The sequence below is a fragment of the Chryseobacterium lathyri genome (genome assembly GCF_019970085.1).
Taxonomy (GTDB): domain Bacteria; phylum Bacteroidota; class Bacteroidia; order Flavobacteriales; family Weeksellaceae; genus Chryseobacterium; species Chryseobacterium lathyri.
Genome location: NZ_JAHXYG010000001.1, coordinates 417,431 through 434,154, shown reverse-complemented (window position 1 = coordinate 434,154; position 16,724 = coordinate 417,431). Strand labels below are relative to the sequence as shown.

Annotated in this window: 15 protein-coding genes; 9 read left to right on the top strand and 6 right to left on the bottom strand. The window is 28.1% G+C overall.

The features are described 5' to 3' along the window. Positions 1-2: 2 nt before the first annotated feature. The 4 genes from LC418_RS02045 (at position 3) to LC418_RS02030 (ending at position 5,788) form a co-directional block, all read left to right on the top strand. The gene (locus LC418_RS02045; RefSeq protein WP_223557928.1) at positions 3-2,519 is read left to right on the top strand and encodes a DEAD/DEAH box helicase family protein; all 2,517 of its coding nucleotides are present in this window, start codon (positions 3-5) and stop codon (positions 2,517-2,519) included. A 319-nt stretch (positions 2,520-2,838) separates the two neighbouring features. Then, positions 2,839-3,756 (top strand): AAA family ATPase, encoded by a 918-nt coding sequence (locus tag LC418_RS02040; protein ID WP_223557927.1) that lies wholly within the window; start codon positions 2,839-2,841, stop codon positions 3,754-3,756. Continuing rightward, positions 3,734-4,978 (top strand): DUF3871 family protein, encoded by a 1,245-nt coding sequence (locus LC418_RS02035; RefSeq protein ID WP_223557926.1) that lies wholly within the window; start codon positions 3,734-3,736, stop codon positions 4,976-4,978. The genes LC418_RS02040 and LC418_RS02035 overlap by 23 nt, the downstream gene beginning before the upstream one ends. 78 nt (positions 4,979-5,056) lie before the next feature. After that, positions 5,057-5,788, top strand: coding sequence for a hypothetical protein (locus LC418_RS02030; RefSeq protein WP_223557925.1), 732 nt, complete (start codon positions 5,057-5,059; stop codon positions 5,786-5,788). A gap of 38 nt (positions 5,789-5,826) precedes the next feature. Here LC418_RS02030 and LC418_RS02025 read toward each other — a convergent pair whose 3' ends face one another. The 5 genes from LC418_RS02025 to LC418_RS02005 all read right to left on the bottom strand — a co-directional run bounded on the left by LC418_RS02025 (position 5,827) and on the right by LC418_RS02005 (position 13,412). Continuing rightward, positions 5,827-7,818: a hypothetical protein gene (locus LC418_RS02025; protein WP_223557924.1), complete on the bottom strand. Its 1,992-nt coding sequence runs from the start codon at positions 7,816-7,818 to the stop codon at positions 5,827-5,829. 6 nt (positions 7,819-7,824) lie between these two features. After that, a complete protein-coding gene (locus LC418_RS02020; RefSeq protein ID WP_223557923.1) occupies positions 7,825-8,361 on the bottom strand; it encodes a SocA family protein in 537 nt (178 codons plus the stop codon). Positions 8,362-8,414: 53 nt separating this feature from the next. Beyond that, a complete protein-coding gene (locus LC418_RS02015) occupies positions 8,415-9,806 on the bottom strand; it encodes a pentapeptide repeat-containing protein (RefSeq protein ID WP_223557922.1) in 1,392 nt (463 codons plus the stop codon). Between the two features lie 144 nt (positions 9,807-9,950). Next, positions 9,951-12,215 (bottom strand): hypothetical protein, encoded by a 2,265-nt coding sequence (locus LC418_RS02010; protein ID WP_223557921.1) that lies wholly within the window; start codon positions 12,213-12,215, stop codon positions 9,951-9,953. Between the two features lie 3 nt (positions 12,216-12,218). Further along, a complete protein-coding gene (locus LC418_RS02005) occupies positions 12,219-13,412 on the bottom strand; it encodes a hypothetical protein (RefSeq protein ID WP_223557920.1) in 1,194 nt (397 codons plus the stop codon). Between the two features lie 252 nt (positions 13,413-13,664). Here LC418_RS02005 and LC418_RS02000 point away from each other — a divergent pair, with 252 nt between their 5' ends. Together LC418_RS02000 and LC418_RS01995 are read left to right on the top strand one after the other, a co-directional pair. After that, positions 13,665-14,072 (top strand): hypothetical protein, encoded by a 408-nt coding sequence (locus LC418_RS02000; protein WP_223557919.1) that lies wholly within the window; start codon positions 13,665-13,667, stop codon positions 14,070-14,072. A gap of 119 nt (positions 14,073-14,191) precedes the next feature. Further along, a complete protein-coding gene (locus tag LC418_RS01995; RefSeq protein WP_223557918.1) occupies positions 14,192-14,632 on the top strand; it encodes a JAB domain-containing protein in 441 nt (146 codons plus the stop codon). Between the two features lie 190 nt (positions 14,633-14,822). On the opposite strand, the gene LC418_RS01990 is transcribed toward LC418_RS01995, so the two are convergent. Next, a complete protein-coding gene (locus tag LC418_RS01990) occupies positions 14,823-15,059 on the bottom strand; it encodes a helix-turn-helix domain-containing protein (RefSeq protein WP_223557917.1) in 237 nt (78 codons plus the stop codon). 138 nt (positions 15,060-15,197) lie between these two features. Between LC418_RS01990 and LC418_RS01985 the strand changes: the two genes are divergently transcribed. The 3 genes from LC418_RS01985 to LC418_RS01975 are packed head-to-tail and all read left to right on the top strand — an operon-like array spanning position 15,198 to position 16,713. Beyond that, positions 15,198-15,794: a hypothetical protein gene (locus LC418_RS01985; protein WP_223557916.1), complete on the top strand. Its 597-nt coding sequence runs from the start codon at positions 15,198-15,200 to the stop codon at positions 15,792-15,794. Continuing rightward, positions 15,791-16,300, top strand: a complete 510-nt coding sequence (locus LC418_RS01980) for an HAD domain-containing protein (protein WP_223557915.1) — start codon at positions 15,791-15,793, stop codon at positions 16,298-16,300. Before LC418_RS01985 ends, LC418_RS01980 begins: the two co-directional genes overlap by 4 nt. 17 nt (positions 16,301-16,317) lie before the next feature. Beyond that, positions 16,318-16,713 carry a hypothetical protein gene (locus tag LC418_RS01975; RefSeq protein ID WP_223557914.1) on the top strand — a complete coding sequence of 132 codons (396 nt, stop codon included), beginning with the start codon at positions 16,318-16,320 and terminating at the stop codon, positions 16,711-16,713. The last annotated feature ends 11 nt before the right edge of the window (positions 16,714-16,724 follow it).

Genomic DNA, 16,724 nt, shown 5'->3' with positions numbered 1-16,724 from the left:
TTATGTTACTAGATGCTAAGCTGAGTCAATTTGATTCATTCCCTATAGAATTTAAAGAGATTAATCCTGAAGATTTCTTGTTTACTTTAGATGCTTCGGGAACAAGAGTTCCAAGAACTGATTTTGAAATTGAAAATGGAGGAGATAAAATATTAATATCTCCTGATGCTAATGGCTATATAAATGATACCTTACAAACCCATTTAGAACTCGCACATAAAAACACTGTAGTAATAAATGCTCCTGTTGGACAAGGTAAATCATATGCTATAATTCAAACTGTAAAAAGATATTATGACTCTACTGATAAATATTTAATATTTGTAGCAAGTCCTTTTGTAAGTTTGGTTAAGCAATACTGTAATGACATTATTACTGATGCAGGAATTCCTTCTGATCAGATTTATAGTTATGATAATATAGGAAGATCTAATATTGATTATACCAAAAGAGCAGTTCAGGTTATTACAGCAAATACATTATTAGGAAACCCAGGAGAGGATGGGTTCAAAAACTCTGATACTAAGAGAGAATATATCAACACACTTATAAGACATTGCGAAAAGGAAGGAATTAAAGTAGTTTTTATTTATGATGAAATCCATGATTCCTACCATAATTTTCAGCAGGAATATATCTTTAATCTCTGGAAATGGAGGAATGTTATTCACAAGAATTTTATACTAAGTGCCACTTATAATGAAGCTTCTAAGGTTGTAATAGAATATTTAGCTGAGCTTACAGACTATAAAATTCAGATTATTGAATCTGAAAGAGTGAGATTTGCTGATAAACAGAGTACTTTACATTTATGTTACTCATCTGCTTACAATTTTACTTCTAAGACTATAGAGATTAATAGCTTAATTAAAAGTTTGGTAGCTCGTGGAAAAAAAATTGACATACTATGTTATTCCAAAAACCTAGCTAAAAGCCTGATTAATCCTAAGGATGAGATTGGGAAATTACTTCTAGATACTTATAAAGAGATCAAAGATTGTACTTCTGAGCTAAATACTAATCAAAGAGAAGAAAATACTGAACCTACTAATCAATATGACAATGAGAAATGTAATGTAGGAACTAACTTCAAAACAGGTGTTAGTATAAAAAAAGACAATCACGCATTTGTAATAATATTCCCTTCTAGAAGTACCAGATTACCTTTTAGAAATAAATATGGCATCTTTTCAGGAGGTATTAATTCTGTAATTCAAGCATTAGCCAGACAAAGATTTAAAGGAGAAATACATATTGTTTTGCCTAAACCAGACCATTTTCACTATGATAGTTTGGATCATTCTGGCATGACAACAGAACAGAAGGAAGTTTTTAAACAGTATTATAATCTAGTTCAGCATTACAAAGCTCCTGATAGCAAGGTAAAATATATCAAACTAAATAGACAAGATTTTCTTTTAAGAGAGTTCTATGAGAATAAGCTAAAAGGAAATGTAAAAGATGAGATTACAGCAATAGATTCCTTATCTAGAAGTAACACTTTGCCAAGGCTACTTTTCCCATCCTTTAAGGAGTTTAAATTGGAAACAGGTGAAGATTTTCTTGCTAATGAAGTTCCTTTCTTTGGAGGGGATATAAGCTCTTATGTAACTTATAGTGCATTAGCTAATCAGTTTATCAATTGTAGATTGCAAGAAATAAGCTTTAGACCTGTTATCAAATTTGAGGAAGGTAAAGTCCAAGATATGCTAAACACAGTACTCAATCAGTTTTATGGGGAAGACTATGCATTATCATTAGCTCCATTTACTAATTTCTCACTTTTTTATAATGACTTTAAAACATCATTATTTAAGCATTATCAGCTACTTTATAAGAAAGCAGGAGGAGATTCTTTTGAAAATATTGTTGAAGGAACACCACAAGCAAAGAAGTTTGAATTACAGCTTTTACTTTTTACTACCAAACTGAAAGAGGGTAAATTAGATTCTATATCTGATGAGGATTACTCAAGAGGAGATTACTTTAGTGATGCAATAGCTCATACTAAAGACTTAGATATTGACTCTATAGATGATGTTTCTTATAAAAACAGAGTTGAATTCTATCAAACACTCAATTATTTCAGAGAAAAAATGATAGCATCCCTTAATGAGTATAGAAGAGGTGGTGATTCTTATCATTTTATTCCTTCTAGTTATTATGAAGAATTCTTTACAACAGCAGACATTGTAAAAGTTAGAAAGTTGCTCAACTTATATAAGGCTGATAAACTATTAGAAATTGGTGTTTTTGAATTCAAAAGGAAGTTTGAGGAAAGTAAATCCTTGAGGAGTAAATTAAAAACATTTTATTTCATCTTAAGAGAAGACTTTCTTGATACAGAAGAAAGAACTGTTGATCCTAAAATAAACTTTCTTGGTAGTAGGAGGAATGTTAAGCCAGTAAAATCCATAAAGCTAATTCCTTTCAAAGCTAGATTAAACCTAATAGAAGTTCAGAATTATATCAACTTAACTACTTTAAAAGTATATTCCAATCTAGAAGATTTATTCTAAAAATGTCCACTTTCCGTATTGTATAATATTACTCCTACGGAAAGTGGACATTTTCATTACATCCATATTCTATAGTTCCAGAAGGAACTTACAATTTTACAAGTTAACGAATAGGGGGTTCTTTTTAAATCTCCCCCATCCTGAAAATCTTTGATTTAACAACGCACGAATTCAGAGGAGGACTACTTTAGTAGTAGTTTTGAAATCGATTTGATGCACAAAGCTACTAAATTTCAAGCACATACACAACTTTTTTAACAATTTGAAGCTAATAGCCAAATTGTGTTTTGACTCAATATTTTTTTACAAACTATTTATTATGCAATTAAAACAATCACAAAGACAACAAGTCAAGTTAAGACTTGGTTTATCAGGAGCATCAGGATTTGGGAAGACTTATTCTGCCTTACAATTAGCCTATGGAATTACAAATGACTGGAGCAAAATAGCTGTCATAGATACAGAAAACTCTTCAGCTTCTCTGTATTCAGACTTAGGTAATTACAATGTACTGGACTTACAAGCACCTTATAGTCCTGAAAGATATATTCAGGCTATTGAACTATGTGAGAAATCAGGAATTGAAGTTATTATCATAGATTCTGTAAGTCATGAATGGAATGGTACAGGAGGATGTTTAGAAATACATGAGAAATTAGGAAGTAGATTCCAAGATTGGGCAAAGGTGAGTCCTCGCCACCAAGCATTTATAAATAAGATATTGCAATCAAGTTGTCATATCATTACAACTACTAGAAGGAAAATAGATTATTCCCTTGATATAGGTAGCAATGGTAAAACCCAAGTTGTAAAACATGGAACTAAGGAAATCACCAGAGAAGGTTTTGAGTATGAGCTAACCATAAACTTCGAGCTTATAAATGAAAATCATCTTGCTAAGGCTTCTAAAGATAGGACAGGATTATTTATGAATAAACCTGAATTTCTTATAACCTCTAAAATAGGTAAAATGATTTTAGAGTGGTGTAATTCAGGAAGTAAGCCTAATAATATCTCTACTCAACAACAGTCTCCTAATCTAATAGAAGCTACTGAAGAAGAGGTTTATAATGCTATTCAAAATTGTAACTCTTTAGCTGAACTCTTAGCCTTGTATAAGCAATTTCCTCAATATCACATCTCTTTAAAACCAGATTTTGAAGCAAGAAAATCAATACTTATTCATTTAACTAACCCAAATAACTTTTCACAAAATGGACACTCAAAACAACATTAAACCCGCTACTTTAGAAGAAGCTTTTGATATTTCAAATTCTACTATCATAATAGGGAAAAATAATGGACTGGAATTAAGGAATGTAATTAGGAAGCCAATCAGAGATATATTCTTACAAGATAATGATTTTGAGGATGCTGAAGTATTCTATCCAAGTAGAATGCATGGGATTACTAATAAAGTAGAATTAAATTTTAAACAAGAGCCTGAACCTAAAGAACCTGTTCAGGCTTTTTTAATACCCAATTCTAATGCGCAAGGTCTACCTCATACTCCTGTTATACTAGCTGAAAATAGGTGTAATGAGCCTAGTCCTTTTATACTAGCCAATACATCAAAAGCTACATTACATCATCTACAGAATGATTGTATTATTCCTGTATTCAGTAAGGACAATGAGAAAACTATTGCACATCAGGAATTTATTGAGGTTGTACTCAATGCTGTTCAGAAAATATTTCCACATCACAACATTACTGAACCTGAAATCAGGGTTTCTCATCAAATTAAAGGTAGAATTCCAAGTGCAATTCATAAGCCTGTAAAAGAGCTATTGGAACATGAAAAAACCATCTATTATGAGAGGATGGCTTTTATTGTTAAAGTTCCCACTATTACTGATATAGTAAATGGCAATGAGCTTTCTCTCACAATTGGTGGAGTACGCAGTTACAACTTGGAAAATCTTTACAATAAAAAATCTCTTGAAAAGTTCAAATTCTTTATAGGTTTTCAAAATCAGGTTTGCATGAACCTTTGTGTGAGAAGTGATGGTTTTGTTGAAGATATGAGAGTTGGAAGTTCACAAGATTTGTACTCAAAGGTAATAGAAGTTATTCAGAGCTATAATGCTGAATTACATCTTATGGAAATGAAAGAACTTACACAGCATTATCTTTCTGAACATCAGTTTGCACAGCTTATAGGACGTAGTAGATTATACCAACATTTACCTAAATCTGAAAAACAAAATATTCCCTTGCTGAACTTTAATGACAGTCATATCAATACTATGGCAAAAGATTATTATGAGGACAATAACTTCTGTAGACTAGAGGATGGCAGGATTAATCTCTGGGATGTCTACAACCTCTTTACGCAGGCTAATAAGTCTTCATATATAGATAATTTTCTAAATAGAAATTTGAATGCTTTTGAGTTCTCAAAAGGCATTCAAAAAGCACTTAATGGTAGTTCTGATTATCATTGGTTTTTGAGTTGAGTTTTTCCACCCCTGTATATTACGGGGTGGATTTATAAATACTTTGGACTATATTTATCCCTTATATGGTTTTGTAAAATGAAAATAATATTAGACACTAATATCTGGTATGGGTTATTTGAAAATCGCAACCTATTAAAAGATTTAGATCAATCTTTAGTCACACCCACTTTTTTAAACTATTTTGAAATCATTAAGAAAAGAAGTGTTGTTAGCAATCCTTTAAGATCAAGATGGATATTTAATAAAATGGATGAGTTTCAGATTTTATTTGAGCCTCCATTTGTTTACATTGCTAAACAATATCAATTCTATCACTATAAAAACATAGTGGAATTGGAAGATTATATTCTTTTTTTGATTAGATACAAGAAAGGAGATTATATTGATCCTAAGAAAGTTGAGGAATTCTTTAATTATGCTGATTCTGTTAATGCTGATTTTGAAAACCTGTCAATCATGTATAATGATGAAGCAAAAAAAGTACAGAATAGAATTAAAAATAATAAAAAGCATATAATGAAAGATTCGACTATTTTCATCAAAGAGTATTTAGCTCAAATAGTTTATTTAGCTACAGATAAAGATATTAGCCAAATGGATTTTAACAAGATTGAACTATTGGTTAAAACCCTTGATCTTTACTTTAAGAGATTAGAGATTGGTGATTTAAAATCCACTACTAATGATATAATTGATTTTTTTATGCTAAGCTATGTTCAGCCTGGAGATCTATATGTAACTAAAGATAAAAAATGGAGAAAATTGATAATTGATTGTGGTTGTGAAGGCTATTTAATTAGTGTTTAATAAAGCATTAATTGTTTCCTAGAATGGGTGGTGCGTTATTAATTTCCTTTTGGTTTAACCGTAGTTTCATTTTTAGTACTTCTAGACTCTACATCTTTATTATTTAGAATATTAATAATTGAGTCAAGTTTTGCTTTTTGAGAATTTTGAATCTTGCCTATGCTATCACTTTTTTTAGATTCGTCTACAGCAATCCTCTTCTGGTAGTTTTTAAATAAAAGATGAACAACTGAAAATGCACAACCATATGCAATAAGTATTATAATACTGTTTTTAAGCAATCTATAGTTGAATACAGGATATCTAAATTCATAGATTGATTTACTGTTCTTATAGAGCTTAAATGATCTTGAGCTATATGATTCTTTGTAGTTATTTAGCTTGTTGTTCGCAAAATACATTAATAAAACAAAAATTGAGATAGTAATGCCATAGCAAACTAAAAACAATAAAAACTGTTCAAACGATTTTAAAAAATTATATGCTCCTACTGTACCAACAACAAAAGAAATAATAGCAGTAAATATTGTGACAACTTCAATTATTCTCTTGTTATCCTTCTTAAAATCTTCATTTAAAGTATGAATGGTTTCTATTTCATACTTTAAAGCAAACCTTAATTGTAAATCTTTATATAGATTGTCTACTTCTTCAAATCTGTTTTCTACATCATCATTAATCTTTGCTAAGGTAAACGAAGATGCATAGTAAACATTCAAGTTACTATGATTTTTAATTGAACTTGCATAATCCAACTTAAAAATATAGTTATTATTTAGTAATGACCATTTCTTCTTTTTTTTGTAGTTACTTAATATTGCACTGATTTTAGAGTTTGTATCATTATTAAATGTTTCTATAAATAAGAACTTATCCGTGCATACTTCATAAGCTTCATTCAAAATTTTAATGCAGAAATAGGCAACTTTATAATCTAAGAAGAAATTGTTTAGATTTCCTTTTGTATCGTTTTGGATATTTTCATAAGTATCCATCAAATCATCAATTATAATCTTACATTTTTCAATTATTTTATGATGATTTGCATCTCTTAATAGTTTAAACTTTTGATATTGTTTATCACAGAAACTTGAAAAATAATTATTAATTGAATAGTTAAATAATAAGTGATAAGATAACTTTTCAAGTTCACTAACATTATTTAGTTGATTTATTCGAGTATTAAGATCAACAACAATTTTATATAGCTCGACTTCATTTTTAGCTACGTCTTTGAGATATTTTATTTTATTATGTGTCTGAGAAAAAGTTAGATTTACGTTAGAAATACTAATCATATTCTGATACTGTTGATAAAAGTAAATTCTCCAGCTCTCTTCAAGAATTTCATAGTGATTAAGCATTTTTTCTATCCAATCATCAAATAGTGTATTTGGAAGGGCTCTTTTATAATTTTCAACAGTTAAATCATACTCTATATTTTTCTCTTTCTGAGCGCTTCTTAAATACCATTTATATAAAAGGAAATTAACTTTTACTTCTAACGCATTATGAATCTCAGAAAGATTACCATAAACGTTTATGTTAGTTAATTCACTTTTTATAATAAACAGCTTCTTTAATATGGTTAAATCGGCTGCAAAATTGTTATCTATAATGCTAAGTCTAATATTTAAATCGAGTAGTTTAAATTCATTGTAATAATTCCTTTTTACTTTTTCATGATTTGTGAAATGAATAAGTTGAAAACCGTAAATATTCCTTATCATTTCATAAAAGCCTAAATATTTACTTAAACATTTTCTTGTTACATCTAAATAATCTTTTATATTTAAAAGATGGGGATAATCAAATTCTAGCTGATTTATTTCAGATGTTATTAATGAGTATGCATTTTTTATATCTTCTATGATATATTTCCCTTCTATTATTGAGAGATTTATACTATATATTGATTCTTTTACAAAGTTATCTATTGGTATATATGAAAATGTATGATGATTAAAAGATACATCATTAGGAAGAGTTCTTCTTAAGTTTCCAATTCCTATTATAATTGTGTTGACCATACTTTTTTACAAGGAATAGTGTAGATGATCTTCTTGTATATCTATTTTAGGAATATCATGTGAATATTTACCCGCAGAAGTTGCTAGTTTATAATTTTCCTTCCAAGAAGTGAACTTATGAGTTAAGTCAACCAAATAAGAAGCAGATTTTGAGATTAAATAATAGTTATACGACTTTAAGATAATTAGATTATTATCAATAACAGCCTTATCTTTTTGTTGAATGGAATTGTTGATAATAAAAGCTTCAAGATTATGAATTTTAAGACCATTTTTATCAATAATGTCATCTAATGATCCATTTTTATAACAATCGTAAATTTCTTTTTCAACTGGACCATAAGGCATTGCTGCAAATTCAAAACCCATATCTAACAAATTCTCATTTTGCTTAACAGAATTGATTGTAGCTAATAGGAATATTAATTTTAATGATTTTAAAATACTTAAATCATTATTCTCATTTTCTCCAAAAGCTTCCTCATACCATATTGAAAATTTATATAGTATATACTTAGTTATCAGAAGTTTATTAGTATCCATTAATACAAAAATACAATTTTTTCATAATGTAAACATAATTTAATGCTATTTAACTATTTACTATGCTTTCTGAAAGCTGCAATTGTTTGATATACACCATAACCAATAAAGATTTTAAAAAAGAAAAAAATTAGTAGAAGTACACCATGAGATTCATAATTTCTGTAGCTCCTTAAATCAAATGAAAATGTAAATTTTAACCATTCCCTTAATATTTCCTGACAAGTAGCATTAGGTAATTTGGAGTTGAAACTTATTAGATAATTGTAACCACTATTATTTAAAAAACCATTCCAAATCAAAAGAATTATAAATCCATAAATACTCATTCTTAGAGTAAACCAGACGCCCCTTATCCAATCATTACCAAAATAGTTTGATTTTCTATTTAGCTTTAATAATATCTTATCACTTGTACTAGTTCTTTTATCTTTAAGTAAAAGCTCCTGCTCTAGAGCATTATATTGTAGATAATCAATCTTGTTATCAGTTTTAGAAAGTTGGGTTTTTATTATTCTGATAGTTCCAAGATCTGCTAATGTTTTTAATAGAATCTTAAAATCATTAAAGAATGCAACTTTATCAAAATGAACACTTCTAAATTTGATAGTGCTTACAGTAGTTGAGTTAAATGATACAATATCTTTAAAGAAAGTTCCATTTATAGAGAGTTGATGAAAGTTGCTATCATCAAAGTAAGCACTTTTATCAAAGGTACATTCTTTAAAACTTAATGAACTTATAGGTTTGTCAGGAACAAGTTCCAAACGGCAAATATCTTTGAATGTAACTTGTTCAAACTTTAACTCTGCTCCATAAGTGGAATTCTTACCTATGAATTCATCAAATGATGATTTCTTTATAATAGAGTTTTCTTTAAGTGTATTTTTCCAAAACTGAAAATAAGAACTGCAATCTATTTCTTCAAATGTTAGTCTATTTACTTCATTCGCATTCATCATTACCTTATTAAAAGAGCATTCATGTATGTAAAGTTCAGCAATGTCATTTAATCTGAAGTCAAGATTAAGATTTGTTTCTTTTAAATGATTAAGTACTATGGATTTAATCTTATTGTGTTTATTTGAACTTCCAGTTATAGAAATGGATTCTATCCTAGAAGTTGTAATATGAAGGCTTTTAGATGTTATTTCAACATCTCTAAACTCAACTATATTAAGCTTACAATCTTTTATGAATAGGTCATTTGATATTGAGCAATTTATAAACTGTAATGACTGAAATGAATCTTCTATTAATTGGTAAATATAAAAGTCTATTCTTTGCCCAGTAAATATGCAGTTCTCAAAGTAGAAAGACTGCCATCTCATGTCAATACTTAATGATTCTTCGATATGTACATGTATATTTTCTATTCTAATAGTTTCTGGCTCAAAGTCCTCAATAAGCTTTATAAATTCTTTGTCTTTAATTGATCTCATCATTTATAATATCTAAAGTCATCAATTTATTATCAATCATAGTTTCAATTTTAAATGAAATCTTTCTTGCAACATCCATAATAGATAAGACAAGTTGGATATTCTTTTGATATATAAGGCTAAGGCATTTTTTATATTCCCAGAGGCTTAAATACTTTCTTGATATATTTTTGTTATACTTTTCTCGAAAATATTTATTACCTCATCTTGATGATTTTTTAATTCGCCTATCAATATTAAATAATGAGATTTAAATAGTCTTAGTTTTCCTATTGAAAGAGCATATAAAAACTCATAAATAGCCTCTCCCTGATATTCATGTTTATGTTTTAAAAAAGTTAGTAGCAAACTTAACATTTCCAGAGAAGTATTTTCGCTAATAGAATAATTTAATTCCTCATCTTTTGTTGCTCTAAGAATTGAGGCTTGAATAACTCCGTCATTAAATCTATTGAACACTAACGGAGTAAGTAGATTCCTTACAAAACTTGTTTGATAAAGCACTTTATTTCTGTCAGTCCTCATATTATTTAAAATACAAGAAATTGTAAAGTAAATATCCGATTGACAGATATTTTGATAGTAGCTATTGTCATTGAAAAAAGCAGAATTCTTCCTAATTTCTAGTTCTTTTCCATCAATACTATTATAAAAAATATTATTACTTCCTCCTTTAACTTGTGAACTGGAAAACGAATCAATTGTACTTATTCTTTCCTTAATAACATTGCAAATTTCATCGCTTTCTTCTAAAATTTGCTTTAAGAAATCACTCTCCCTGCTCCACGATGTTTCTGTATTTGTATTATCACAAAAAATTTTCTCTATTTCAATGAATGTGCTGTTTTCAGGTCCATATAGCCCATATCTAATGTTAGTTCTTAATTCATCGTATTGTTTTTGATTATTAACTCTATTAATTCCAATAAAGTATATAAGTCTTAATGAGGCATAATTTCTGAAATATCTACTTAAATACAATAAATTTTTCCCATTACTTATACAGGATCCTACTATCAGAATTGAGCCAATAACATTTTCAGGAATATCATATTTAGCAAGTTCGGAATGATTAATAATTGTAGGAGCAGCATCAATTTGTGGATTAATAAACTCAGCAATATATTCTGCTAATCTTTGAGAACCTTTATCATTTAAATGGATAATATATTTTATAGACGCTGGTATATATTGTTGAATATATGCATCCAGTTTTTCTCGATGTTTAGGATACTCATTAAGATTATTTATTATTTTCTCATAATCAATATATAAGTCATATTTTTTTCTGTTTACCGTGTCTTCAGCATAAGAAACTTTTAGTGTTGTACCTATATCATTAGCATTTTTGAATTTGAACAATTCCACAAAATCTTTAATTTCTTTTTTTATAAAACCAACAGTAATTTGCTTTGATTCAATGATTGGCTCATCAATACTAAAAGAGTCCCCAATAATATTAATTGCTTTAGAACTATTTTCGCAAAATCCACAAGGTTTTATATTAGTATTATAGATATCATATTCTTCAATTCCGTAATTTAAATTCTTGTTAAATGTTAAGTCACATAAAACTTGCTCTATTGTCACATTAGATTTTTTTTCTAATGGTAAATAGAATAGGAAACATATTGATTTTATACTTATTTCACTATGGTTTTTCTTTATATATTCTAGTATACCTCCTGATGTAGAAGCTGATATTAAAAAAACAGAATTATCATTAAAAATGGTATTTTTATTATACAATCCATCATATGATTTAAATGATTCAATATTTACATTTCTATCAGAGTTAAATCTTTTTAAAAAATTTATTATAGAATATCCTATTACATTAATAGATAATGTATCACAATAAATATTTTCGAATTTATTTGAGCAGATCAGATGTAGAGTATTAATACCAATAAAATCAATTTCTGCTTTATTCAATAAAACATTAGCAGTTCTTAAAAACTTTGCTGAATGTTTTCCCGAAGGAAATTTGAAATGATGCGAAATTCCTTTACTTTCTACTAATCCTCCATTTTTTACAAAAATATTTACTAGTCCCTGCCGTATTATCTCTTTTAAATTCTTTTCAATTTTTTTCTTACTACTTGTTGAAATATTATTTTTATTCTCATTATACTTAATAAAGAATATATTTTTAGATAAAGTTGCTTCTTCAACTTTAGGAATACTTTTAAATATTATGTCAATCTTTTCCTGTACCTCATTTTCAAAATCAATTTTATCTTCTCCATAAAAGAAAATAATTCCATCTGACTGACTTGAGTTCTTAAAAAATTTATATAGTTCTTCCCTTAAATTAGAGTAATTAAAATCTTTGCTTGGATTAAAGATTACAGTGACTTTTTTGAAGTCATTTGATGGTAGATTAGCGTTATATATATAGAATTGCCCCATTACTTAATTTTGATATGATGAATAGTTAAAAGGATATAAAATGCTGATAAAAGTGCCTGATAATTTTTTATTATCGCTACTGTTAAATTCATTATTATTCCAATCTTCAATAATTAAATCAGCGAGATTATTAATATCTATTTGTGAGTACTCATCTTTAATCATATTTCTATAAGCAACATATTTATCAGTACTAATTTTTAAAAATCCTTTTTTATCAATTGTTTTTAAAATTCTATCTAATCCTAATCCTTTTTTAGATTTTAGATTTGTTGTAGAAGAAGTTTGATTTTTAATAAGACATTTCTTTAATATTGTAATATCATCTAATCCATTTTTATCTTGAAACTTATCTATAAAGCCTATTCCTGAATCAAAAACTGTAATTTCTAAGTAATCTATCTTTTCATAATCTGTTACACAGTTTTGTTTAATTACCTCATCATTTAAAAAAAATCCAATAGGTGTATTTTCAAAATCCTGAATTGCATTTTCATACATATTACTATGAAATCTTAAATACAATCCTCTTATACTTGGATTAATAGGTACATCATATTTATCAGATTTCCCCCATTCAAAAGTATTTTTAATTAATTCATATATGATAGCACCAATATCAGATAATATATTTTCAAATTCTATTAGATTATTAAAATTATAGGTAAGAATATTCTTTTTGAGAATTTTTTTTATAACATCTATTATCTGTTCTTCATTTTCGTTAAATCCATTAGCGTTTTCAAAAAGCTTTATTAATCCTTTACTATTTGAAAAATGATCAATATTAATCAATAATGATTTGTTTGATTTTAGCCTTTGAAATGAATTCATTTTTATAAAAAAATCGTTTTGCAAACTTCTTAATTCATCCTTTATAAGATCTCCTTTGATATTTGTAAACTTTGTAGAATTCCAAAATAATGATACTATAGGGTATATAAATTCCTGCTCATAAACTTTATTTAAGTCTTCAGCACTATCAATTGAGAGTTTAATTTCTTTTACAATATATTCATTATTCAATGTTATTAAGAATTGCAACAATTCAGCAAACACACCAAATCTATATTTTTCTATCTCTTTTGGAAGTATTATTCTAAACTCACCACTGTAATTTTTCTCATAGAGATAATCATCGTATAATGCTTTTATTTTTTTTGAAGTCAAACTTCTTTGGATTCTTATGTCAATCATTAATATTTATTATAGGAATAATTCAAAATTAAGGAATATTAAACAAATTTTTTAAAATTTTTTGGAGCTCTACAAAAGCTCATCCCTCCGGAAAACAAAGCCCCCCCACTAATGTTTGAGGGATCATCCCCCGTACCTTTTTATGAGAAGAACACGTTTTTCAGGCAGATTAACTTTAGTTGAAAGTAAAGTTTGGTTTACTGTAAGTTTGTTTACCAGAGAGGTCATTTTTTAACTCAAAAATCAAAAACAATGGTAAGAATTGTTAGTTACAAAGCAAGACAAAGAGAGGATGGTACAACATTTTGTGCTCTAGAAGTTCAAGGAGGTATTGAAATGGTATTAAGCCAAAAGACCAATCAGTATTATGCTACTGCAAAGAAAACTTTCATTTCATCTACATTTGATGAAGAAACCTGCAAGGCATTAATTGGTACTGAGCTTCAGGGTAATGTTCAGAAAAAAGAATGTGAACCTTATGAATATGTTATCAAAGAGACAGGAGAATCCATTATTATGCAACATAGGTTCGTGTATGTTCCGGCAAGTATTGTTCCTTCTAGCTCAATAAAGTCTAATAAGGTAACATCTGAAAGATTTGAAGCAGATCTGGAAACTTTTTCTACTAATGGAAAATATGACCATGTTTTAGCAGATTAATCTTAGAGTTTAAATAGAACCTTATTACATAAACTTCCACTTTCGTATTCTATGCTATATAGTGCAAATACGAGATTGGAAGTTTTTATTCTATAATTCCTCACTTAATCCTTTTTATTATGAAATATCATCAAGTATCAGAAATACAAGTTTCTTATTCTCCTAACATTATGGGTACTATAGTCTCTACTAGTGAATCATCATACAAAGTAGCTCTCAACAATTGGAATCTAGATACAATTGAAATGTTTGAAGAAGCTAAAGTCTTGTTTCTTAACAATGCTCTTAAAGTTATAGGTATTTATAGCTTATCAAAAGGAGGTATATCTTCTAGTGTAGAAGATATAAGGTTAATTCTTTCTATTGCATTAAAGTCTATTTCAACTCATATTATATTAATACATAATCATCCCAGCACAAATCTGAGACCAAGTAAAGCTGATATGGATATTACAAGTAAATTAAAAACAGCATGTGAATTTTTAGAAATCAAATTACTTGATCATTTAATTATCAATAAAGAATCTTATTACAGTTTTGCTGATGAAGGACTACTATAAATATTAATCTTAAAATATTTACATTTTAAAATTAACAGAGAATTCTCTGATATATTCTATTGTTCTATAAGGAGCATATATATAAAATATCTCAAATCAAACGCACAGGTGTTTTTAATTCCCTGTAAATATCAAACAAATAAGTCTCATCTTTTACAAGATATAATATAATAGCCAAATTTTGAAAGGACTACTCTTCTATTAAGACAATATCTACCAAATCAGAAAGCTTTACTTCTAAGGCCTCTGATATTCTATAAAGAGTAAATATTGTAGGATTGGTTCTTCCTGCTTCAATTCTTGAAATATTGGTTGTATCAATTTCTCCAGTAATTTTTCCTACTAGCTCAACTTGGGTTAAACCCTTATTATTCCTGATCTCCTGTATTCTTTTACCTATAGATTTTAATAATTCTAACTTCTCCATACTTGACATATTTGGCAATATCAAAGGAATGAGTTAAGTTTGTTGAGTTTAATGCCATATATGACAATATTGTTTTATGGATTCCCGTAAGGCATATGGAATACTAAAAGATAAATTAACAACCAAATAAACTCAACAATGAGAAAGATCTTAATCTTACCCTTATTTATTCTTGTGTTATCAAGTTTAAATACTCTGTATGCACAATATATCAATATAGGCTCTACTAAACAGGAAGTAAAGAAAGTACAAGGTGAGCCTGTCAGTATAGAATCTTATGAGATAGTTGATGAGGAGATATGGAGATATGGAGAAACAGGCATAGCTACCATTACTTTTAAGAATGGTAAGATAAAAGGCTTTAGAAACCACAATGAAATATTGAGAATTGGAGATATTTCTAAAAACCCTAAGCAAGAATTATCAAAGGAAGAATTCTGGAAAAAAGCTAACAGTAAAGAAAGCTCTCATATTCCTAAAACTTCTAATACCTATGGAGAAGATAAATCTGGGTTTTATGGAAATGGGGGGCAAAGTATAAAAACTTTCCCAAAAGAATATGCAGAAATGGCAGAAGCTAATGGACTTAGCCCTTATGAAATGCCTGATGAAATAACTCTTCAAGAGATGAAGAAGGAATATGAAACTAAAAAGGCTATTAAATGGGGATTAATCTGTTTAGGAGTAATAGGATTTCTCTTCTTGATATTCAAACTTAAAAACAAAAAGAAATGAAAATCATATATCTTGACATCGATGGTGTCTTAAATAATGCAGAGTATTACAAGAATAAGAGCCTAAATTCCCATCATAAAGAGAACTCTCACTTTGACCCAAGAAATGTTACTGTGCTAAACAGGATAATAAGTAGTACCGATGCTAAAGTGGTTCTGTCTTCTGCGTGGAGGCTTATAAGAAGCTTAGAGGAAATCAATGAGTTATTTAAAGAAGTTAATCTGAATGTTGAGATAATCAGTGTTACAGAATCACTTCATTATAAAGACACATTTGAACTAGCTCCGAGAGGTCTTGAAATTCTTAAATGGATTAGAGATTATCACAAAACTTTAAAAGGAGGTTTAGAAAACTATGCTATCATAGATGATGAAGATGATATACTGGATATACAAGAGAAGCACTTCTTCCAAATAGATGATAAAGTAGGGCTCACAGAAGCTAATGCAGATGAGATAATAGAATTCCTAAACTCTTATAAAATTCCTAAAACAAAACTTCCATAAATATTAAACTAACAAACATGAAAATCCTAACCCTTATTTTAGTTTTACTATTTCCTCTAGCATTAAAAGCACAACACACTTTTAATTCAACACATTATCAATTAGATGGAAAAGTATATAATACTTCTACTGAAATAGTTCTTGATTTAGGAAAACCTCCTATTGTTTTTCACAATAATGGGTTAAGTATTCACAATTATCCTCTGAAATTAAGAGATATAAAAGATAGTGAAGAACCTTTTGTTGTAACACTAGAGCCTGATATAACACCAGTAAACTATGATAGCACCATATTTAAAAGTTATGGGTATCGTGGCTTTCAAATTTATTTCAAGGAAGGAAAAATAATAGGTGTTGTAGAAATAATTAAATCTTATAATTCAGAAAGGATTAAAATTATTAAGTACCAATAAACTTTTTAAAC

Coding starts and splice junctions, on each gene's coding strand:
- LC418_RS01995 (WP_223557918.1), top strand. CDS start 14,192: ATGAAATATCATCAAGTATCAGAAATACAAGTTTCTTATTCTCCTAAC.
- LC418_RS02005 (WP_223557920.1), bottom strand. CDS start 13,412: ATGATTGACATAAGAATCCAAAGAAGTTTGACTTCAAAAAAAATAAAA.
- LC418_RS01990 (WP_223557917.1), bottom strand. CDS start 15,059: ATGGAGAAGTTAGAATTATTAAAATCTATAGGTAAAAGAATACAGGAG.
- LC418_RS01980 (WP_223557915.1), top strand. CDS start 15,791: ATGAAAATCATATATCTTGACATCGATGGTGTCTTAAATAATGCAGAG.
- LC418_RS02015 (WP_223557922.1), bottom strand. CDS start 9,806: ATGATGAGATCAATTAAAGACAAAGAATTTATAAAGCTTATTGAGGAC.
- LC418_RS02045 (WP_223557928.1), top strand. CDS start 3: ATGTTACTAGATGCTAAGCTGAGTCAATTTGATTCATTCCCTATAGAA.
- LC418_RS02040 (WP_223557927.1), top strand. CDS start 2,839: ATGCAATTAAAACAATCACAAAGACAACAAGTCAAGTTAAGACTTGGT.
- LC418_RS02035 (WP_223557926.1), top strand. CDS start 3,734: ATGGACACTCAAAACAACATTAAACCCGCTACTTTAGAAGAAGCTTTT.
- LC418_RS02030 (WP_223557925.1), top strand. CDS start 5,057: ATGAAAATAATATTAGACACTAATATCTGGTATGGGTTATTTGAAAAT.
- LC418_RS02010 (WP_223557921.1), bottom strand. CDS start 12,215: ATGGGGCAATTCTATATATATAACGCTAATCTACCATCAAATGACTTC.
- LC418_RS01985 (WP_223557916.1), top strand. CDS start 15,198: ATGAGAAAGATCTTAATCTTACCCTTATTTATTCTTGTGTTATCAAGT.
- LC418_RS01975 (WP_223557914.1), top strand. CDS start 16,318: ATGAAAATCCTAACCCTTATTTTAGTTTTACTATTTCCTCTAGCATTA.
- LC418_RS02000 (WP_223557919.1), top strand. CDS start 13,665: ATGGTAAGAATTGTTAGTTACAAAGCAAGACAAAGAGAGGATGGTACA.
- LC418_RS02025 (WP_223557924.1), bottom strand. CDS start 7,818: ATGGTCAACACAATTATAATAGGAATTGGAAACTTAAGAAGAACTCTT.
- LC418_RS02020 (WP_223557923.1), bottom strand. CDS start 8,361: ATGGATACTAATAAACTTCTGATAACTAAGTATATACTATATAAATTT.